The sequence below is a fragment of the Paenibacillus ferrarius genome, assembly GCF_002027705.1.
GTDB lineage: Bacteria > Bacillota > Bacilli > Paenibacillales > NBRC-103111 > Paenibacillus_E > Paenibacillus_E ferrarius.
In genome coordinates this window covers 99,228-120,651 of record NZ_MBTG01000006.1, presented here as the reverse complement: position 1 = coordinate 120,651, position 21,424 = coordinate 99,228, and the positions used below count along the sequence as shown (strand labels likewise).

Annotated in this window: 20 protein-coding genes; 14 read left to right on the top strand and 6 right to left on the bottom strand. The window is 48.2% G+C overall.

The window, feature by feature from the left end; genetic code table 11:
- Window positions 1-756 precede the first annotated feature (756 nt).
- Both BC351_RS07860 and BC351_RS07855 read right to left on the bottom strand, forming a co-directional pair.
- Complete coding sequence (locus BC351_RS07860) at window positions 757-2,424, bottom strand: ATP-binding cassette domain-containing protein (RefSeq protein WP_079410424.1); 1,668 nt, start codon at window positions 2,422-2,424, stop codon at window positions 757-759.
- The gene (locus BC351_RS07855; protein WP_079410422.1) at window positions 2,415-3,254 is read right to left on the bottom strand and encodes an energy-coupling factor ABC transporter ATP-binding protein; all 840 of its coding nucleotides are present in this window, start codon (window positions 3,252-3,254) and stop codon (window positions 2,415-2,417) included. The genes BC351_RS07860 and BC351_RS07855 overlap by 10 nt, the downstream gene beginning before the upstream one ends.
- A gap of 124 nt (window positions 3,255-3,378) precedes the next feature.
- On the opposite strand from BC351_RS07855, the gene BC351_RS07850 reads away from it, so the two are divergent.
- The 5 genes from BC351_RS07850 (at window position 3,379) to BC351_RS42095 (ending at window position 8,115) form a co-directional block, all read left to right on the top strand.
- Window positions 3,379-3,996, top strand: a complete 618-nt coding sequence (locus tag BC351_RS07850; RefSeq protein WP_079410420.1) for a biotin transporter BioY — start codon at window positions 3,379-3,381, stop codon at window positions 3,994-3,996.
- 295 nt (window positions 3,997-4,291) lie between these two features.
- Entirely contained in the window at window positions 4,292-5,770 is a 1,479-nt protein-coding gene (locus BC351_RS07845; protein WP_079410418.1) for an S-layer homology domain-containing protein, read from the top strand.
- Window positions 5,771-5,905: 135 nt separating this feature from the next.
- A complete protein-coding gene (locus BC351_RS07835) occupies window positions 5,906-7,246 on the top strand; it encodes a YncE family protein (RefSeq protein WP_208629649.1) in 1,341 nt (446 codons plus the stop codon).
- 18 nt (window positions 7,247-7,264) lie between these two features.
- Window positions 7,265-7,423 carry a hypothetical protein gene (locus BC351_RS42100; protein WP_158082012.1) on the top strand — a complete coding sequence of 53 codons (159 nt, stop codon included), beginning with the start codon at window positions 7,265-7,267 and terminating at the stop codon, window positions 7,421-7,423.
- 251 nt (window positions 7,424-7,674) lie between these two features.
- Window positions 7,675-8,115 (top strand): hypothetical protein, encoded by a 441-nt coding sequence (locus BC351_RS42095; RefSeq protein WP_158082011.1) that lies wholly within the window; start codon window positions 7,675-7,677, stop codon window positions 8,113-8,115.
- Here the strand turns inward: BC351_RS42095 and BC351_RS07820 are convergent.
- Both BC351_RS07820 and BC351_RS07815 read right to left on the bottom strand, forming a co-directional pair.
- Window positions 8,072-8,767 carry a response regulator transcription factor gene (locus BC351_RS07820; protein ID WP_079410410.1) on the bottom strand — a complete coding sequence of 232 codons (696 nt, stop codon included), beginning with the start codon at window positions 8,765-8,767 and terminating at the stop codon, window positions 8,072-8,074. The genes BC351_RS42095 and BC351_RS07820 overlap by 44 nt on opposite strands.
- Window positions 8,764-10,986, bottom strand: a complete 2,223-nt coding sequence (locus BC351_RS07815; RefSeq protein ID WP_079410408.1) for a sensor histidine kinase — start codon at window positions 10,984-10,986, stop codon at window positions 8,764-8,766. The genes BC351_RS07820 and BC351_RS07815 overlap by 4 nt, the downstream gene beginning before the upstream one ends.
- A gap of 276 nt (window positions 10,987-11,262) precedes the next feature.
- Between BC351_RS07815 and BC351_RS07810 the strand changes: the two genes are divergently transcribed.
- From BC351_RS07810 to BC351_RS07780, 7 genes are all read left to right on the top strand, one after another.
- Window positions 11,263-11,673, top strand: a complete 411-nt coding sequence (locus tag BC351_RS07810) for a MarR family winged helix-turn-helix transcriptional regulator (protein WP_079410406.1) — start codon at window positions 11,263-11,265, stop codon at window positions 11,671-11,673.
- Window positions 11,674-11,816: 143 nt separating this feature from the next.
- Window positions 11,817-12,656: an SDR family oxidoreductase gene (locus tag BC351_RS07805; RefSeq protein WP_079410404.1), complete on the top strand. Its 840-nt coding sequence runs from the start codon at window positions 11,817-11,819 to the stop codon at window positions 12,654-12,656.
- Window positions 12,657-12,951: 295 nt separating this feature from the next.
- Entirely contained in the window at window positions 12,952-13,554 is a 603-nt protein-coding gene (locus BC351_RS07800; RefSeq protein ID WP_079410402.1) for a TerD family protein, read from the top strand.
- A gap of 29 nt (window positions 13,555-13,583) precedes the next feature.
- Window positions 13,584-14,159: a TerD family protein gene (locus BC351_RS07795; protein WP_079410400.1), complete on the top strand. Its 576-nt coding sequence runs from the start codon at window positions 13,584-13,586 to the stop codon at window positions 14,157-14,159.
- 719 nt (window positions 14,160-14,878) lie between these two features.
- On the top strand, window positions 14,879-15,661 hold the full coding sequence (locus tag BC351_RS07790) for a hypothetical protein (protein WP_079410398.1): 783 nt from the start codon (window positions 14,879-14,881) through the stop codon (window positions 15,659-15,661).
- 94 nt (window positions 15,662-15,755) lie between these two features.
- The gene (locus tag BC351_RS07785; protein ID WP_244208922.1) at window positions 15,756-16,454 is read left to right on the top strand and encodes a response regulator transcription factor; all 699 of its coding nucleotides are present in this window, start codon (window positions 15,756-15,758) and stop codon (window positions 16,452-16,454) included.
- Entirely contained in the window at window positions 16,451-18,025 is a 1,575-nt protein-coding gene (locus BC351_RS07780; protein WP_079410394.1) for a HAMP domain-containing sensor histidine kinase, read from the top strand. The genes BC351_RS07785 and BC351_RS07780 overlap by 4 nt, the downstream gene beginning before the upstream one ends.
- A gap of 51 nt (window positions 18,026-18,076) precedes the next feature.
- On the opposite strand, the gene BC351_RS07775 is transcribed toward BC351_RS07780, so the two are convergent.
- A complete protein-coding gene (locus tag BC351_RS07775) occupies window positions 18,077-18,589 on the bottom strand; it encodes a CBO0543 family protein (RefSeq protein WP_244208919.1) in 513 nt (170 codons plus the stop codon).
- A gap of 242 nt (window positions 18,590-18,831) precedes the next feature.
- Between BC351_RS07775 and BC351_RS44280 the strand changes: the two genes are divergently transcribed.
- Window positions 18,832-19,314, top strand: coding sequence for a CBO0543 family protein (locus tag BC351_RS44280; protein WP_079410390.1), 483 nt, complete (start codon window positions 18,832-18,834; stop codon window positions 19,312-19,314).
- Window positions 19,315-19,458: 144 nt separating this feature from the next.
- Here the strand turns inward: BC351_RS44280 and BC351_RS07765 are convergent, their stop codons facing one another.
- Entirely contained in the window at window positions 19,459-20,196 is a 738-nt protein-coding gene (locus BC351_RS07765) for a ThuA domain-containing protein (RefSeq protein WP_079410388.1), read from the bottom strand.
- A 213-nt stretch (window positions 20,197-20,409) separates the two neighbouring features.
- On the opposite strand from BC351_RS07765, the gene BC351_RS07760 reads away from it, so the two are divergent.
- Window positions 20,410-21,351: an AraC family transcriptional regulator gene (locus tag BC351_RS07760; protein WP_079410386.1), complete on the top strand. Its 942-nt coding sequence runs from the start codon at window positions 20,410-20,412 to the stop codon at window positions 21,349-21,351.
- Window positions 21,352-21,424 lie beyond the last annotated feature (73 nt).

Sequence of the window (21,424 nt, the reverse complement as noted above, 5' to 3'; positions counted from 1 at the left end):
GGGTTGGGGACGAGGAGTGAACTGGAATGAGCCAGGTGATGAATGAGGATGTAGAAGGATGGGAGCTAGAAAATACGCTGACAGGCGGGCGATGAGGAAGGATCGTGATGGATGACGCAATATGAGGATAGTGGAAGAAGATAGCGCTTGGCACGAGTGAGCGAGGAGCAAGCAGAATTGGCTAGTAGGATGACATTGTACGGCTAAGAGTACTGGTACTGTCTTACAAGATATCAGATTTCAAGGGGGTTATCCCCTTCTGATGAAATTTCTCCTGTAAATATGCCATTTTGCACGCTGGTAGACGAGAAACGACGGTCGTTTCAAGTGAAACGGAACTAGAGGGCGCTATTTGGGCAAAATAGCGACTTTTTCTCTGCAAGTGGAACTACGGTACGCTATTTGCTTCGTTTTTAACTCAAATTGAGCTTTTGGGGACAAATAGCGTATCGTAGTTCCGTTTCGAGTCTAATTTGCCATTTTTCTCGGAAATAGCGTATCGTAGTTCCGTTTCAGCTTCGGCGCTAGTAGGATCCGAGGAATCTCCATCCTCCAATAATTCACTGCTTTGCACATCGCTCTAGCAGCCGATTTCATGCTCTCACGTGCCCTTCTATGCTGGACCCGCCCCTCCAACTCCATTCCACGAACTTCACGCCTTGTCTTACTTTGCATTTCCGCTACCCATACATACATGCATCATCCCCACGCATTCCACGCATTCCATGCCTTACCCTGCCTCAGCATCAGTCCCACCTATTGACGGACCAAAATAAGAAGTCCAAAACCAACAACGCCCAGAACGACACAGAAGCTATCTCTGCGCTTCCAGCTCAGCGTGCTTTTCTTCAGAAGCAGCTTGTTTCCGTCGATTTGCTTCATTTCCATAGCAACCGTCAGCTGCTCCGCATTGTGAAACATGGCGAGCAGCAAAGGAACAACGAGCGCTGGGATATCCCGCGATCTTACCGTACCCGGGCGAATGGCGGCTTTGCCCCGCGCTCGGACGATGGCTGAGAATCGCTGCCATTCCCGCAGTATCATCGGTATGAAGCGAAACATAACCGACACGGCTAAGGAGAAGGAGGCGACGGGGAGCTTCATTTTGCCGAAATATCTCAAGGCCCAATTCAGCCCTTCGACGAGCTGTCCGTATGGTGTCGTCACCGCTAACCAGTAGCCGTCCAAAATGACCAGAAACAACCGGGTCACGGTAAATGCTGTGCTCCAGCCGCGCTCCATAGAGTAGCCCAGGCGGAACTGTCCCTCTGGCGTGGTCCAATCCATTCCGGCCAGCAGGATCGAAAGTGCCATAAAGATCAGAAATGGCACCGCGATCTTCCAGCTGCCGCGAAGCAACGCACGCGGCAGGCCGAGAAAGGCGAAGCCGAGGAGCAGGCCTGCTGCCGCGAGGCCGCTCCACTGCTGCTGCTGCATCGTGCCGATGACGAGCAGCAGGTAGAGCAGCCACTTCGCGCGCGGGTCGACCCGCAGCCACGCGGCCTGAGGCGGCGGCGAAGCCACGCTCGCTTCGCGCGTGGCCGCTGAGCTCGGCGCTGCCGCGCGCGGCGCCGGAGCAATGCTGCCGCGTTCGCGCAGCGCCGCGACGATCGCCGGCACAGCAAGCGCCGGCGTAAGCAGGTCTGGCGCGACGGCGATGCCATAGCGCGCCATCGCGGCCGCGGCCTCCGCGCAGCTCGGGAGGCCGACTCCCGCGCGCGTCAGCAGCTCCGGCGCGCGGCACAAGGCTTCCGGCGTGCCGTCGAAGACGAGCTCGCCGCGGTCTAGCACGAGGACACGGTCTGCCAACGGCAGGAACGTGTCCAGATCGTGGGTGGCGATGACGAAGCCGCCACGCTCCCGCTCGCGAATAAGGCGCAGCAATTCGCGGACGGCCGCCGCCTCAAGGCCGGCGGTTGGCTCATCCATGAGGAGCCAGTCCGGCCCTGTGGCGAAAGTTGTGGCGAGCGCGAGCCGGCGCTGCTCGCCGCCGCTCAGCGCAAAAGGCGACCTATCCATGACGAAGACGCCATGCGGATCGAGGTCGGCACATGCCGCAGTCATACGGCGCTCTCGTTCTGCCTTCTCCAGCTTATAAGGACGCAGGGAGTAAGCAAATTCTTGACGAATGCTGCGTGCGAACAATTGCTGCTCAGGGAATTGGAACGTCAAGCCCAGCCGAAGCAGCTGAGCTTGGTTGACTTTCCTTTTTTGCCACAAAGGCTGCTGATCTAGCGTAATTTCTCCTGCAGTAGGCTCAAGGATACCCGCCATAACTTGCAAAAGTGTTGATTTTCCTGATCCTGTATGTCCGATCAACACCGTAACCGATCCATCAGCCAGATCAAATTGGATGTCCTTCAATAGATCATTGCTGGGGTCATCGGGAGCTTGCACCCGAATATCCGTGAGCTTTAGGCCCATGATGATGCCACCGCCTCAGCTAGTTCTTCCATGCTAAGAGGGAGCAATCCCAAGCGGCATCCTTGCTGCAAGAGACCTATCGCTGTCTTAATGACATAAGGCGCATCGAGCCCGAGCTCCATGCAAGGTGTCACAACGGGAAGATCGTACCCATTTTCGCCATAAAAAAATGCCCTCGGCTCCCCCTCAAACGATATCCGGCCTTCGCCGAAACCAATGACCCGCGTAGCATCCGCCACTTCTTCCAAACGATGCGTAATCCACACCACCGTAGTCCCTCGCTGATAAGCTTCTCTTACAGCTTGTCTTACTTCTTTCCTTGCTGCCGGATCCAACATAGCTGTAGGTTCATCCAAGATAAGAAGCTCAGGTTGCACGGCAAGTGCTGCCGCTAGATTCACCAGCTGCTTTTGTCCGCCGGACAGCGTATTCAACGATCGCTCGATAGGGAGTGTTAATCCAACAGCCGACAACGTTTCTGCATACCATGCAGCAAGCGATTCTGCCTCGAATTTCCGCTGGGGCAGCACATAGTCCAGCTCTTCCCTAATCGTGTCTCCTACGAATTGTGCGTCTGGAATTTGCAGCACACCTCGGGTGACGAGAGACTTCTGACGATGCTCCATCCCGCCGCTGGATAGCGAACATAACCCTAGCAGTACACTGGCTAAAGTGCTCTTGCCGCTGCCGTTTGGACCTATAACTACGATCCAATCTCCCTTGCAAATGTCCATAGTAACGTCGGACCATACACGCCGGCCTTCTCCCGATTCTGTTCGATAAACAACCGAAGCTTGCTGTAATGAAGCTAAAATCTCTCTTTTTGACATATATAAATTGTTCCTTCCACTTTCCCAAAAGATATGCTATTATCTGATTGTTGATTGTAAACTAACGCAAATACATAAGGTTGACAATAACCTAACAATAACAGAAACAGGAGCGATGAACAATATGAAACTTACTTTGCGCGGCGTTATTTTCAGTGCACTTTTTGCAGCTTTTCTCGTCTTATTCAGCTTTTTCAAAATCTCACTCCCAGTCTCCCCTGTACCAATTACCTTGCAAACGCTAGCCGTTATGCTAGCCGGTGGTTTATTGGGCGCCAGATACGGCTTTCTTAGTATGGCTCTCGTCGTAGTCCTTACTGCGCTTGGCTTCCCTATGCTGCATGGGAGTGGCGGAATTGGCATTGTCCTTGGTCCCACTGGAGGCTTTATCATGATCTGGCCTTTCTCAGCTCTATTAATTGGTCTAATTTTACCTCGTATTCGCGTGAAAAACGGTGTAATAGGATTCATTTCTACTTTCCTTGTTCTTGAAATATTCGGTTCTTTACTGCTCTACCTTGCCGGAGTTCCTTGGCTGATGTACAAAGTTCCTGCCTATACGTTTGCTACAGCAATGGTACAAGGCTGCTATCCTTTCCTAATTGGCGATGCGATCAAAGCCGCAGTGGCCGCGTTTATTGTAGCTTCTGTTCGTCAGATCTTTCCGCCGCAAAGACTCACGGGTTCCTCTTCACACAGCATCATTCAACAAGACAGCAAGCGAGATACTTTCGCTAGTTAATTTCCATATTCATCCTCAAAATGGCCTTACAGCCGTTAAAGATCTGAGCCCTCACTCGCATCTTTGACAGTTGTAGGGCCTTTATCTTTCTACTTTGGAAGTGAAAATGTAAAAATGCAGATGCAGCAAAAGAAGCTCCTCGTCTCTCCATGTGTAAAACTGCAACCATTCATTTTTACGATTTTGTAATGTGGATGCCTGATTTTTTATTCGATTGTAATGCTCTGACGTGTAAGCTTGTTCTTGTAGACGACAGCACGCTAACAAAACTTAATATCGAATAGGAGTGTTATAGATGAAAAACAACAAAAAAGCACTAGCCGTTTTGACCATTACAGCCGCCGTAGGTTTGTCCGCTATTGTTCCGTTTAACGCATTTGCCGCCAGTCCTTTCACTGATTCCGCCAGCTCTGCTCAAATACAGACCGCGATTGAACAATTAGCTCAGCAGCAAATTATCTCTGGCTACGAGAACCATACCTTCAAGCCCAATCAATCGGTAACTCGCGCAGAATTAGCTAAAATGATTTCTCTGGCGTTTCATGTGAATTTGAATGCGGCAGCAGCTAACAGCTTCACAGATGTTGCCAAAGCCGATTGGTTTTATGATTATGCGGTTTCGCTCAGCTCTCTTGGCATCATGAAAGGGACTAACGGACAATTTCAACCAACCCAATCCGTCTCTGCAGACCAACTGTCCGAATGGATTGTCAACGTGTTAAAAGTAGAAAAAACAGCTGTACAGCAGCTGCCAAGCTTCGCTTCGCTCACAGGCAGTCAAGTGACTCGCGGTCAAGCCGCTCTTTTGATTGTTGAAGCGCAGCAAATAGCGCCAATTCAAGTGACCAAGCTGCAGGCATTGAATGCCATTACGCTGCAAGTTACCTTCTCGGCGCCGATTCCGACGGCTGAATTAGAGCTGGAGCCCGCTTCCAAAAACTTTGTTTTTGACAATGGCCTGGCGATCAGCAACGTTCCACGACTCAAAACAGGCTCCACTTCCACTTACCTTATTCCGGTTCCGACTCAAAAAGCAGGGACAACCTACACACTAACCTATAAAGGTCAGCCTGCCGGAACATTCACAGCGAGCACTGAGAAAATCGCCCTGAAATCCACGGACCAAGTGACCAATGATGTTTTCGAAGTGGAATCCCATCTTGCAGACGGTGTTGCTGACTATGGATATGTCATTGCCGCTTACAGCAAGAGCCGACCTGGCGCTTTCATCGTCGATGAGACGAACAAGTATAACGGAACAACGTATCAAATTCTTTCATCTATGCGCACCCGTCAGGTGCAAATCACGCCTCAGGGCGGAGCCCCGATGACTGCGAATTATCTGCTTTTCACCCAAGCTACGGATGGCAGACAGGCACCTAAATTTATACTTCCAGATGGCGCAACGTTCAAACCTGGCGTGACTTACACTGTTTCAGCGGACTGGGCAACCATAGCAAATCCAACCTTTACGGCCAAAGAAATTGCTCCGCTTACTATTCAATCCGCAGCCGCGGTAGATGCCAAGACGGTTGCCGTTACCCTTTCAGAAGATCCGAAAGATGAGATTTTTGTTTCTCGCCGAGTGAGTCTAACCGCTGCAGATGGCACGGTTTTGACAGCTGAGTATACGTTGACCTCGCGTAAAGGAGCTGTAGGCACATTCGCATTGCTGAATAATGCTCAGCTAGTGCCAGGTACAGCTTATACCGTTGCTCCAATTGGTAACTGGGCGACAGCGACTCCAGGAGCATCTGTCACTTTAGCAAAGTAACATTCTGAATGCAGAGGAAAGAGTGCCTTGGAAAAGGTGCTCTTTTCTCGTTTATGGCCCCGCTCCCCGCGATGAATCTGGAGAAATCCGTGAAAGCCCTGTTGCATAACTTTAAAAATGAGGTGACAGCCTGTGTTGTTTGCAAATAAACCATTCGGTTATATGTTGATTTTGTTCACCCTGTTAGTTGTATTAGCCGGTTGTGGAGTGCGTTCTGATGCGTCCACTGGAGTCAGCCCAAATTCGCCAATAGCGACTGCTTCCACTGAAGTAACGGCGACAAGCTCTATTCCTAATGCGGCATCCTCTGTTGCGCCAACAGCAACGCCGTCAGCATCAACCTCAATATCAACATCATCTACAACCACATCTACGTCTACATTACCATCTACATCTACATTACCATCTACATCTACATCTACATCTACATCTACATCTACGTCAGCTTCAACGCCAACTGTGAATACAACCGAAGAAAATATAGCATTAACAAACCCAGCACAAGCCCCAATCCTGCTGGTTACTCACTCCAAAAGTGACTATATCTCTTTCTTAGACCCAGCTACGGGTCACTTTGAGAAACTAATCGTCGGCAAAGCTCCTTTTGCAATTGCAGAAGGACCGAATCATCGCGCTTATGTCTCTACAGCGGAGGGCATCGCTGTCGTTGATACGCAGTCGCGAATACGAGTAGCGCTTGTGCCGTATCAAACGGCAATAGGCAAGCCCCAATATGGCGAATATCGTCCAGGGGGTATGGGCATTGCTGTCTCCCCTGACGGGAAATTCGTCTACGTAGGCGTATACGTATCCGGCAGTAGCACCAAAAGCCAGCTTGAAATCATGGATACCACGAAGCTTGCCGTGATCGGCAGCGTCCCTATTGGCATCCGTCCCTTTGACCTCGTCACCAGTCTTGACGGCCGCGAAGTGTACAGCATCGACCACGATTCTTACTCGGTGACAGCTGTAGATTCCTCAACTCATAAAGCTCGCACGCTGGAAGCTGCGCCCTTCGGTCGAGGAGGCTTTGAGAAGCCACATTATGCGGTCGTTCGTGGTGACGGCCATCTGCTTCTGCCTTACCAAGGCCGCGGGCTCGTCGTGCTTGACCCGGTCAGCGGCAAGTACGAAACGAAACCGCTGACCGGCAACACGCATCAGGAAGGCGTTGCCTTTACACCTGACGGCAAGCAGATGCTCATCGTCGGCATTGGAGCGGCTGGCAGCGCTACAGGCAAACCGAACCTCACCGTCCTTGATGTGAACACCTATACGGAGAAAATCATCCCCCTTACGCGCATGCATCAGATGGTTGCAAGCAGCGCTGACGGTCATTATGCCTACCTGACTGGCGGTGTCACTTATGCCGATACTGGCTGGAACGGGATGACAGTCGTTGATCTGCAATCCGGCGCTATCCGCGAACTGGAGCTGCCTGATTATCCGCTTGATGTTCAATTGTTGAGCCGATAGCTGAAAAGAGGAATACATGTGCAGCTCGTGCATGACTTACCGAGTATCGAAATTCCGCAGATCTCCTTCACGGAGTTGGCACTAACAAACAATCGCTGTCTCCCTGAGACGGAAATCGCTCATGGACAAATTTCGCTTTTTCGTGTTACAGCACCCGCGGGCACTTACAGCTACTAACAGAGCTGCCTCTAATGTAATTGTGATAAACCTGCAATTGTGCAGGCTTTTCACCCTCTAAATCGACTTTTTCTGCAAATTCCTGCGATAGCGCATCTTTTGAGGACTCATTTTCATTAAAAGGACGAAAATGATTAAAAAGCCTGCATAATCGCAGGTTTTTTCTCTTTTTAGGCGATTTTGTTGAAAAAGCCTGCACTTTTGCAGTTTTTGTGAGCGGCTGAAGGGCCAGGTCCCTAGGGGGGCTTCTTTTGGTGTTACTTTTGGTGTTACTTTCGGTGTTGCGTGGTTCTTTCGCCGCTTCTACTGGTGCTTCTTTTGGTGCTTCTTTTGGTACTTCTTTTGGTACTTCTTTTGATACTTCTTTTGGCACTTCTTTTGATACTTCTTTTGATACTTCTTTTGGTGCTTATTTTGGTGCTTATTTTGGTGCTTCTTTTAGTGGTTCTTTCGATGTTACTTTCGGCGTTACTTGCGATGCTCCTTTCGGCGCTTCTTTCGATGCTTCTTCTCCCCTTCTACTGGTGTTTCTTCGGCGTTACTTTCAATGCTCTTTCGTTGCATCTACTGGTGCTTCTTTCGGCGCTTCTTTCGACGCTTCCTTCGGTGTCGCTTCCAGCAATCGCTCGGGACTTCACATCCCTGCTTCTAGTCCTGCTTCGCCATATAACCTACTCCTGGGTAGGTTATAATCAGCTCCTGACCTTCGGCAAGGCTTTTGAGCTTCTGGCGAATTCGCGCAATCGTGACCCGCAGGTACTCGACTTCGTCGCGGTATTCACTGCCCCACACTTCGCTGAGCAGCTGCTCATGCGTCATGACTTTGCCCGCATGCTGCAGGAGCAAAGCGAAGAGATTGTACTCCGTCTCCGTAAACTTGACCTCCGTGTCCCCAACCCAGATGCGCCGCTGCGCCAGATTAGCCGTCACAAGACCAAGCGTGATCTCGCTTGTCGTGACGGGCGCTGCCATGCGGCCATCCATCCGGCGAAGCACGGCGTTCACCCGGGCGAACAGCTCATCAAGCGAGAATGGCTTCGTCAGATAATCATCCGCTCCCAGATTCAGCCCCTGCACTTTGTCTGTCGCATTGCTGCGTGCGGTCAGCATAATGACCGGAACGCCGGAGTAGGAGCGCAGTCTTTTTAACACTTCGAACCCATCCATGCCGGGCATCATCAAATCCAGCAGAATCAAATCCGGATCAAAGCCTTCAACCTTCTCCAGGGCCTCAGCACCGCTTTGGCAAGTCAGCGTTTCGAAATCCAACGATTTGAGATTCGCCGCAACGAAGCGGACAATTTTGGGTTCATCGTCTACGATCATGATTTTTTTCTTGTTCATATCTGCTCTTCTTCCCCTCTGAACCGCGGTATGGCTAAGCTAAAGGTGCTTCCTTCGCCAGGCTTGCTCACAACGTCAATCTCTCCGCCGTGCGCCTGCATAATGCCTTTGCATATCGCAAGGCCAAGTCCCGTTCCACCTGTTTGCCGGCTGGAGGAGACATCCACACGGTAAAAGCGATCGAATAATTTATCTACATGCTCAGCGGAAATACCGATCCCGTTATCGTGAACCTCCAGATGCACAAATCGCTCATCAGCCCCAGCGGTGATTCGGATCATAGGATGCTGCTCATTATATCGAACCGCATTGGTGAACAAGTTTACGAGCACCTGCTCCATCCGAAGCTTATCGGCATAAATCAGCGGCAGATCTTCAGCACGCTGCACTTCGAATTGCGTATGAGCTTCGCTCGCTTGCTGCGGCAGCCTTCTCATCGCGCTTTCCACGATAGCTTCCACACGCAGGGGCTGCGGGTTGATGCGCATTGCGCCTGATTCTATTTTGGAAATGTCGAGCCAATCGTCAATAAGGTCCTGAATGCGTCCGATATCCTCATGGATTCCTTCCAGCAGCTCCTGCTTAAAGCTTTCTTCCCACTGTGCGTCGACGCGCAGCAGCGTTTCTACTCCGCCGCGTATGCTGGTGATTGGTGTTTTGAACTCATGGGAAGCCAGAGAAATCAGATCATTTTTGAGCGCATCAATTTCATGCTCTTTCGTCATATCCCGCCATACGTACCCGCGGCCAAAAACCCGCCCATCCCGGGCTACCTGGAAAGCTGAAACCATCATAAAGCGCTCTTTGCCATGCTCGGTCTGCACGGTAAACGCCCCCTGAACTCTGGGCCCTGCCGTCAGCTTATGCAGTTCCTCTTGGCGTTCGGGCAGCAGATCGGTAATCCGTTCAAAAAGTGCATCCTCCTGCATAATCGCCAGCTCTGGCATCGGAATCGCAAAAATTTCAGCCATTCGATGATTGGCATAAACAACCTGCTGGTTCACATCAATTAAGACAATCGCGTCGGACATGCTCTCGAGCACCGCATTTAATGTGGCATGCTCGTCCTGCAAGCGCTGGGTTCGCTCCTCTACGCGGTCTTCCAGTTCACTGTTCAGCTGTAGAAGCGCACCTTGATTTTCTTTGATTTGCTCAGCCATTCGGAAGAAATGATCCGCCAGCAATTGCAGCTCCAAGGGTGCGCCACGTGGCACGGCCTTACTGTCCCGCTCTACAAAGCTGCCTCCCGCAAGACGCTGGGTATAGCCAACCAAGGCATGAATCGTACCATTCAAACGTCTCGCCAAATAGCTTCCGAGCAGGACGGTCAGAATGAGTGAGATGATGAGCAGCAGCACCGTTAGGCTCAGTGATTCCGTGAAGGCAGCATTAACCGAGGCTTTGGATCTGCTGACCCATACAATCCAATCGACTTCAGGAATCACCTTGTAGGTGATTAGCTCTTTTTGCCCGGAGATGCTCAATTGATAGGTTCCTTCGCCTTTGTGCTCGCGCAGCGCATCCAGAACCACCGGTTCCTTGGACAAACTCGTCAAAGATTCCGTCAAAGCGGCATTCGGATGATAAATCGGCTTGCCTGCATGGTCCAGTACAACCGGATAAGCCTCTTTACCGTAATCGTATTTGGTAACCAGCTCCTTAATCGGAGCAAGCTCAAGTACAGCGAGAACAAAGCCATCAGGCTGCTTGTTGGCCTTATAGATCGGTACAGCAATCGCAACAGCTGGCCGATCGGCTCCCTCGGGGGCGCGAAACAACGAAGAGACAATGGTCTTTGGGGTTGCTTGCACCCGTATGGTGTAATCCCGATCTTTCAGATCCATGCCAATCAGCGTTTGATTTGCCGCGGAATGGGTTGCTTTAATCACACCATTTTGATCAACGACATAGATGCCCGTAAAGCCAGCCAAGTTGTCTTGCAGGGATTGCAGTTTCAGTGTTAAGCTCTCGCGTGTTCGAAAGGCCGCATCCGAGGCGGTAATCGTCGCCGCTAAGGTTTCAACCGCATTCCTGTGATAATACATATAATCTTGAACCGCATCTCCAAGCCGGTAGGTGGTCATTTGCTGATTCCGGTTGGACTCCTGGGTAATATGCATAATTTGTGAAACTTGAAAACTGCCAAGAATCAAAATCGGAATCATCGCCACGATCGCGAAAGTCAACGTCAAATGGGATCGCATGGAATAGTGCTTCAATAGGTACCTCCACTCTGCGCAGCTATGTAAAATGTAGAAGCATGCTTAGCTTTATTTTACCATTAGCAAAAATGTAATGAAAATGAAATATGATTTTCATCTTCTTTTAATGAACCATGGTTATAATAAAGACCAACCCCCCTTTAAAATATAAAACTTAGACCCGCAGCCCGTTGCTGTGGGTCTCTTTTTTGGCCTATCGCATCCCACTAGCTTGGAATCCCTCCCTCACTCTTGCTATAATGTATAGAAACTAAACAAAAGGGCGGCAAAGCCATGGATAACAACCTCGTCATTACGTACAAATTTCGCGAAATTAAAAATGCTATCTCCTCCTATTTGACACAAGTGCTGCCCCCCTTTCACATAACGCCGATCATGATGTATGCATTGGAATTTCTGCGCAAGCATCCGGACTGCATCGCTGTTGACATCGCCAACGAATTCGGATTAACCCGAGGTGCCATTACACAGCTGTTGGATAAATTGGAAGAACAGGACCTAGTTATTCGCAAGCCACATCCGACAAGTCGTCGGAGTCATCTGCTTCAGGTAACCGACAAAGGAAATACGCTGATAAATGAGATTCTTCTGGCGTATAATAACAAAATCGAGCAGCTCTTCAAGCCTTATACAGCAGAAGAACTTGCTCAGCTCCAAAAATTGCTGGAGAAATTGCCGCTATAACAAATGATAAGAATCGAATTGGCATTCAAGCCGATTCGATTTATTTGCTGTCAGCTGCCAGTTTAAACTTGACTATTTTGTTTTCTTTGTATATTGTATAGTTATTAAACAGTTTATAAATTCAACATTTGGAGTGATCATAGATGGGCAAAATTATGGCAATTACCGGAGCATCCTCCGGTATCGGCTTGGCAACGGCACTGAAATTCGCTGAATTAGGTTGGACGGTTTACGCTGGAACAAGACAGGTAGAGCGGGATCGAGCTCTGTACGCTCAGCAGGCAAATCTTCACTTCATGGAAATGGAAGTCACAAGCCCGGAGTCGATGGATAAGGCTTTTGCTGAAATCGACAGGAATGAGGGGCGGATTGATGTTCTGTTTTGCAATGCGGGCTTTGGCTTCCTTCGCGCATTGGGCCAAGCCACTATGGAAGAAATCCATCATGTCTTCGATACGAATGTCTATGGCGTCATGCATACGATTCGTGCAGGTCTGCCGCTTCTGCGCAAATCCGCGAGCGGTCATCTTATTGCAACAACAAGTGTCGGCGGTTTAGTCGGGCAACCCTTCAATGAAATTTATTGCGCGGCAAAATTCGCCGTGGAAGGCTTATTGGAAAGCTTGGCCACTTATTACAAGCCTACCTTCAATATTGATGTCACGCTGCTCGAGCCTGGCGCGATTGCAACTAACTTCAACAGCACGGTGCTAGGTCATGTACAGCAAACCGGAGGTATTCTAGAAGATGAATACAAGCCGATGCTGATGCAATATATGGATGCCTTCGCGAAGCGGAATGTTGTCCCTCAAACGCCGGAATCCGTTGCTGATGTCATGGCGAAGCTCGTCGACATGGAGCCCAAGCCGCTCCGCATTCGAACTTCAGAAGCAGCCGAAACCTTCGTTCAATATAAAGTAAGCCAAGACCCTACGGGTTTGGACGGTATGTTGAACACGCGGAAGCTGCATTTGAACTTGTAAGATTGGAAGAAGAACCTACCTTCATCCCTTTGGATGATGGTAGGTTCTTTTGGTTTTTTAGTATTTGTCCTATGACAAAAAGGTGCCAGGACAACACTCCGATCTATTAGAGGTGATATACTTATGCCTAATAAATTTTTGTTGAACATTATTTCTTTTTTGGAACTATTTGAGAACACCGTCGTATGTATCATGCAGAGAGAATTTCGCTGTCGAAATTTGCAAGGTTAGCTTACCAAGCAGATCTACTAGTTTCATAAGTGATTGATTCCCTTGAAAGGAGGTGACCTAGACAATGAGTATTAATCTCGTAAAAGGTCAAAAAATAGACTTAACTAAGGGCACTACTGGTCTTTCTAAACTTGTAGTTGGCCTCGGATGGGATCCAGCGACAAGTGAATCCAATGGATTCTTTGGCCAAAAAAAGGAAATTGATGAAGACATTGATTGTGATTCTTCTGCACTTCTTCTTAATGAACATGGCAAGTTAGCGAAATTCGATAATGTTGTATGTTTTTATAACCTTGCCAGTGACTGCAAATCTGTCAAGCATTCTGGTGATAATTTGACAGGCGATGGAGATGGCGACGATGAACAAATCTCAATTGATCTTGCCAGAGTTCCATCAGATGTTCATAAGATTCTTGTAGTGGTGAACATTTATGAAGCTGATGAAAGAAACCAGCATTTTGGCATGATTAAATCCGCTTATGTCCGAGTGGTGAACGCTGCCAATAATCAAGAGTTGATTCGTTTTAATTTAACTGACAATTACTCTACTATGACAGCGCTGATTACGGGAGAATTATATCGTAATAATGGCGAGTGGAAATTTAATGCAATTGGCGAAGGAGCTCATGCAGCTCGTATTGATGACTTAGCTGAACGTTACCAATAATAAACAAAATAAAATGAGGTAATCATTCAATGGCAATCAATCTATCTAAAGGTCAGAAAGTAGATCTTACAAAAACAAATCCTGGACTTGCAAAAATCTTTGTAGGTCTTGGATGGGACACGAATAAATACGATGGCGGCGGCGCTTTCGATCTTGATTGCTCTGTATTTTGCACAAACGCTGCAGGTAAAGTGGATAACGAAAAAAACTTTGTTTTCTATAACAACAAGGAAAATGAAAATGGATCCGTTGTACATAATGGTGACAATCGTACAGGTACTGGCGATGGTGATGACGAGCAAGTTAAAGTTAATTTATCGACGGTTCCTGCAGGTATCGATAAAATTGCTTTTGCTATTACGATTCACGAAGCAGCAGAGCGCAATCAAAACTTTGGACAAGTTTCAAATGCTTATGTTCGTATAATTAATGAAGTAGATGGCCAAGAACTAATTCGCTTTGACCTGGGTGAAGATTTCTCAATTGAAACTGCTGTTGTTGTAGGCGAGCTATATAGAAATTCAGGTGAGTGGAAGTTCTCAGCTGTAGGCAGCGGATACAGAGACGGTCTTGGCGGTTTAGCGAAAGATTATGGTTTAGCTTAGTATCTATGTCAGTCAGCCGATGTAGTCTAATCGGTTCCCAAACGATTTTGATGCACCGACCGCTATTGGTCCTCGGAAGACCTTTGCTAGCTCTAATGAATTTACCAGTCTTTTGCTCCTTCCCCCCTCTGACATCTGAGGGGGAGATAAACCTTTGCGACTAACCCTCGCAAGGGTTCTTTTTGTCTACCACCGCATTATCACTAACAACACACTATTAGCACAAAGCACCTTAAAACTAGCTCAATGTCCATTTCTTGAAGTGAATTAATCCCTTACAGGGAATACCTGCGAAAGTGCAGGTATTTCCAGCAAAATCACCATAAAAATGAAAATGCCTGCATAAGCGCAGGCATTTCCGGCAATTTGGTTCTCTAATCAAGAAAAGACCTGATAAAGATGCAGAAACGCAGGAATTTAGCAATAGAGGCTATCTCTGAAGCAAAAAGGATGCATAATCGCATGTTTATTATAGGCACCCGCCTTATTTTCCACGTTAACAATCGTACCCGCTTAGAAAGGGAGCTCCCTTGCTACATCACTGCTGGGCGAGGCACCCGCCATATTTCATCCCAGCTTTACTTCGGTTCACAATACAGGCACGCCCACACACAATTTCCCACAATGTTACGATAGGATGTCCATAATCTTTCGGTAAAGTGAAGAAGTAAGGGAAACACATTCCCCACCATCACATATATCGAGAGGAGTTTTCTACCATGAAAACACAAATCAAACGTTACACAAGTCGAGTAAGTCTTCTAGCCTTCGCCGCAACTATGGCCTTCGGAGCAGTTAGCGCTTATGCCGCTGATTCCAATACCGAAACAAAAGAACTTACTACGCTTACCGCAGCAAACACAACAACCAGTACAAATGCCTTCCAAGTACAGGCAAGTGCAGCCAGCTTGTTGTTCCAACCCGCGCATCAAAGAAATTATTTGAAGCTCCTAGCCAGTACTTACGCTCCAGAAACTTTGACGCAATGGAAACAGGCACTGGAGGATCGCAAACAAGCAGAGAACGAATTGCCGAAGATTGCCACTTTCCGGAGTGTAACTATGAAAAATGTGGACGGTTCAGCAGTTAAAGATGATACTACGGCCGCTACGACTAGCGAGTCTTTTGTAGCCGGTGAAGCGATTCCAGCACTCCCAGCCATCGAACTGTCGAAGGATGCAGAACTTTCCTCTGGCAATAAAATTTTCGTTAAAAGATTGAACAGCGATGAATTGTCCGGTAAGGAAGCTGTCCAAGCAATTCCATTTGAGGGCGTGACTTCGGGTGTTATAATGAAGGGTGAACCGACAGAATCCTTTAAACGCCAGCAAAAACTTGCCGAAGCCGTAGAAGCGGACGACGCGGCAACAATCAAAAGCTTATTGCCTGAGCTGCTCAAGGATTACAAAAGTGAAACAGAGTCTATCCGTACGATGGCTGTAAAAATCAAAGAAGCAGCAGAAAAAGCAAAAGCAGAATCGACAGAACAATCCAAAAAATAGATGAAATCGGCTGTATGAATCCGGCGGAACCGCGCGCAAAAACTGCGAACGGCTCCACCTTTTCCCCATCGCGGACAGAGAAGAAGGAGAAACGATCATGTATCACATTTATTTAGTGGAAGATGAAGAACATCTAAGAGGATTATTAGCCGCCTACTTGGAGAAAGAGGGGTGGCAAGTGCGTTCGTTCGCTGATGGAACCTCGGCAAGATCCGCCATCGCAGAGCGGCCGGACTTGTGGGTCCTCGATATTATGCTTCCCGGCGTAGACGGGTATCAGCTGATGCGGGAGATTAAAGCCGATCAGCCGACGCAGCCTGTTATCTTCATATCTGCTCGTGATGCGGATATTGACCGGATTATCGGTCTTGAGCTTGGGAGTGATGATTACTTGGCCAAGCCTTTTCTTCCTCGAGAGCTTGTAATTCGTACGCGCAAGCTATTAGAGCGCGTATACGGCGGGCATTACGCGGGGAGAGCGCCAGCCTCTCAAGAACGGCGCTCCAAGCTGACGTTAGCCTCCTATTTGATCGATGAGCAAGCCCGCACGGTGACAGATGAGCAGGGCAGCAAATTAGAGCTGACTTCCAAAGAATTCGAACTGCTGCTTTACTTCATTAATCACCATGGGCAAGTTCTGGAACGTGAGCAAGTGCTGACCGCGGTATGGGGAATGGATTACTTCGGAACGGATCGGGTTGTTGACGATTTGGTGCGCAGAGTTCGCCGCAAGCTGCCGGATCTGCGTTTAGAAACCGTGTATGGGTACGGATACAGGATGGTGAAAGCATGAAACTTAATCTCGTGCAGTGGCCGCTGGCTCTTAAACTTTGGGGAGCATTCGCCGCGTTAACGTTATTCATTTTTACCCTTCTTGCACTTCTGCTGCCTTGGACATTAAAAGGCTTCTTCACAGAGCAGCTTTATGACATTTTGTTTGATACGCAAAGCGGCCTCAAAATGGAAACTACTACGTTAACAGCAGCGCCTATATTGCCTTCCTTGCCTACCCAGCCCTTTTCGCGCGTCACCATGACGGCTTCGAGGGCTCAGCCCATGATTTCTGACGAAAATGGCCTTATGCTTGTTCCCCGAATAGAAATGGGGACAGCAGCGGCTGGCATCCCGGCTGATTCCACGCTGGCCACACAGACGATGGCACCGCTCACTGGCACATGGAGCGGACCGTCCATCCGCCATTTCATGATAAGCGGAACCGCGCTTGAGCAAACGATCAGCTCCACTACGACAGTCCGAGAACCTTTTATGCAAGCTATGGAGAAAGACGCATTAGCGCAGATGATTCCTGTTGAAAAATACACTCGCAGTATTGACAACAAAAGCATTTTCTATGTCATTCGCAAAGAACAGTTTCAAGGGCAGCCGAACTTTATCGTGTCTTATGCCTGGGGCAATTACCGCAATGATCTGGTCATGACCATGTTCGGCAGACTGATGCTGATGATGGTCGGGCTCATCGTCATTAGCTGGCTCCCTTGTTTGCTGCTGGCTCGTTACTTCACACGCCCGCTCATTCAAATGGAGCGCCATGTGGGACGCATGGCTGAACGCGATTGGCATGAACCCATCGAAACAGGTCGCAAAGATGAGATTGGCCGCCTTGCCAAAGCGATCGAATCTATGCGCCAGCGCCTCGTGCGGCAGGATCATGCCCAGCAGTTTTTCCTGCAGCATACCTCGCATGAGTTGAAAACGCCTGTCATGGTCATACGCAGCTACGCGCAATCGATTCAAGACGGCGTCTTCCCGAAGGGAACCCTGAGCGACAGTGTAGGCGTTATTATGAAAGAGGGCGAGCGGCTGGAGAAGCGTATTCGCGATCTGCTGCTCCTGAATAAGCTGAACTATGTAACCGCAAGGGATAAACCTTTCAAAGCCTTCGAAATTCAAACCGTAATTGAAGATGTTGTAGAGCGGCTGCGCTATCGCCGACCTGAAGTCGAATGGGAAATGGATCTCGCCCCGTCTACCCAACTGATGGGTGATCAGGAGCAATGGAAAATTGCTTTGGAAAACATGCTCGACAACCAGCTTCGCTATGCCAAAAGCCGCATTCAGATTCTAGTAAAAGCGCATGAGCACGCGCCAAAAGGAAGCTCCCTGCTCTCAGAGCTGCGGATGAGCAACGACGGCCCGCTTCTGGATCAATCCATCGCGGACAACATGTTTGAACCTTTCCGCTCAGGCGGAGACGGTCAATTCGGCCTCGGACTAGCGATTGTGAAGCAAATTATGGATCACCATGGCATGTCCATTCACGCTGAGAATGATCGAAAAGGCGTTTCGTTCTATATTGCACCTGCGCAGCAGAACCCTAATAAAAAAGATCAGAACGCCTCATAGACTATAACGCGCTGCCTCTTTGCTGACTTAGAGCAAAGGAGCAGCATGTTTTTATTTGCTGACCCTTCCTAAATAAAATCCGCCTAAAAAAATCGTCAAAATCAAAATAAAATGCAGCAAAAACCAGCCTAATCTTCCATACTGCAACCACTCATGGTGCATGGACTTCCGGCTTTCTGCCGGTATGACCATGCCTCCTACCCATTCAAAAACAAGCAGGTAAATCCACCACCAGGTGTAAGAATCCCAAACGTCCCAAAATTTCACGTAGTGAATAAGCTCCGTTTTATGCAAAGCCAACGTTTCCCCCAGCATGCCGACATGCACCATAACCCAGTAAAACGGAATTTTCCAAGCCCACATAGCAGGACTAAACCTCACACCAAGCAAAACGAAGAAGGAAAACACGGCAATAATCGTCGTTATAGGCATGGGTGATAAGCTCGGGAGTAGTCGAATCGGAAAGCTGTAGAGTCCTGTTTCTACGAAGACATAACAAAGAATCACACTGACAGCAGCACTCATAAGAAAAAGAACGCTGTATCTTTTCCAGTTATGACGCATGATTAGCAAAGATCCAATAATTGTGAGTATTGTGAATATCAGCTCAATCAGAGAATCGGTATCAGTGATATTAAGCATCCTAAAGATCATCACTTTCGTTCAGAGATACTACAGTATCCGCATATTTTTCCATTTACATCCAATTATTTTGTTAACCTCGAATTATTTTCCATAAATATGGAAAAATTAGTATACGCAGAACGATTTCGAGGGGGAGCATTACTATTCATATCATCATCTCTATGTGGGTATTAGCAGCGGCTTGGCGCTGGGGGGACTGGAAGCAATTCAAACAGTACTATCCAACGATGTTGTATATCTCCTGTTTAAAGCTTCTCTATGAGCTTGTGTCCCATGAAGAACATTATGAATGGCATTTAGAGCCCGATTTTTTCTTAAACTATACCGGCACCGTAATGCTCCATACCTTCCTCATCTATCCTATAACTACATTTCTCTTTCTCTCCAACTTCCCAATGACAGGTACATTATCGAAAATACGGCATATCCTCAAATGGACACTGATGTATATCATCATTGAATTGCTGGGCTACAAACTGGGGAGAATCACCTATCACGCTGGCTGGAATGGCTGGTGGTCGTTGATTTTTGACCTCAATATGTTTGCTATGCTTCGATTGCATTACATCCACCTTCTATGGGCCTTGCTGCTTTCCTTGCTCTGCACCCTTTTTTACCTCTTGTATTTTGGTTATTTGTATTAGTTAAACACACCAAGGATCAACGTGAAAAAGCCGTTTCTTTATTTTACAAGCACATCATCGATCTTTATGGCCATGCGCCGTTCTCAATCATGTCAAAAAACCGATATCGAATTCATCGACATCGGTTTCTGCAAGCCCTATAGATTAAGCGTTAACTTTTGGTTTAATTACTTCAAGCGGTTTGTGATTCCCGTATTTCGGATACTCACGCGTAGTTGGAGCAGCCCAATGAACCGCATTACTGATGACGCGGCGAATTTGCTCGTTGTAATAAGTACGGTAAGTTTCATGTCCAGGACGGAAGTAGAAGATCTTCCCGTTGCCACGGTTAAACGTACAACCGCTGCGGAAAACCTCTCCGCCTTCGAACCAAGAAACCATGATCAACTCATCCGGCTGTGGAATATCGAAGTGCTCACCGTACATTTCCTCTGCTTCCAAATCGATGTACTCGCCGATTCCTTCAACGATTGGATGACCTGGAGCAACAACCCAAAGGCGTTCCTTCTCGTCGGCTTCACGCCATTTGAGGTCACAGGAAGTGCCCATCAGCTTTTTGAATACTTTGGAGAAGTGTCCGGAGTGCAGCACAATGAGTCCCATGCCTTCCCATACACGCTTTTGAACGCGATCAACGATAGCGTCCTGTACTTCATCATGCGCTTTGTGTCCCCACCAAATCAGAACGTCCGTGTTGTTCAGAACTTCTTCGGACAAGCCGTGTTCAGCGTCATCTAATGTGGCATAAGTGACATCAACAGCTCCTGCCAACCCTTCACCAATCGCTGTGTGAATACCATCCGGGTAAGCCGCGCGTACAATTTCACTTTCTTTTTCATGACGAAATTCGTTCCATACCGTAACTTTTAGTTTCTGACTCATCTTCTTATTCCCTCCAAGATAGCGTATTCATTCATACTTCTGAGTATAGACAGTCCCCTGCCTAAAATAAAGACAAGATTCTGCCTACTTCTTATTCAATAGTGTCCTTTACTCCTAAACAGTGGTATACTCATTCCTGATAAACCCTTACATTCACTAACTTTTCGCGTATTCAAAAATGTCCTACTTACGAATTGCGAGGTATGCATAATCATGGAACCTATCCATCGCCCTGGCCCCTTAACTGAAATCACAAATGAAGAAGTCATTTATCAGAACCCTTTGCTTTTTTTGAAAATATGGGAAATGATGCATGAAACCCCGCAGGCTGGGCCTCCTTCAGATTGGGGTTGGCATTCGCATATGCAAGTTGAATTTCTGCTCGTTGCCCAAGGTCAGCTCGGTGTCCAAACCAAGCATGACTACACCGTTATGACGCCGGGAGACATCATGGTCTTCGGATCTTCCCAGCCGCATCGAACGCATACGTATGCACCAGGTCCCTTGAGGCAAATCGTTTTCCAGCTTGATCTCAAGCAGCATTTTGACCTTAGTACCATGCCCTATCTGCACCGCTTCTCCGAGCTGACGCATCCGCTAGAGGCATTCAATGAGGTATTCCGCGACAACCCTGCCGTTAAACAGGAAGCTTATACCCTCGTTATGCAAATTTACGAAGAGTCGCAGTCTCGGAAGATTGGCTATGAGCTGGCCATCAGCGCAGCGATCAAGAATCTGCTGCTTTTGCTGCTGCGCAATGATCATCGCGACTTCTCCGGTGTCACCGAGGACTCCGGTATCTCCCGAGTACGTCCAGCACTGGACTACATTGACAAACATCTCAGTGAGCGCATTACGGTTGAAGACGTCTGCAGCGTACTCAATTTAAGCTATCATTACTTTATTAAGTATTTCAAAAAGGTCATGGGGATATCCTTCGTCGACTACGTAAATTACAAAAGAATCAAAAAAGCCGAACGCCTCCTTCTCACCGGAGACCTCAGCATTATGGAAGTTAGCTATGAAGTAGGCATCCTCAACATGGCGCAATTCTACAAGCTGTTCAAACGCCACAACCAATGCTCGCCCAAAGAATTCAAACAGCGCATGCGCAGCCAAGTGGATGTGATTCCGTTTTTGGCGCAGGCGGATTAGGCGTTTGGTGAAGTTGCGGAGCTCCGTCGCTCGCGCCGGTTAGCCGATGGTGAAGCTCCGTCGCTGGCGGGTT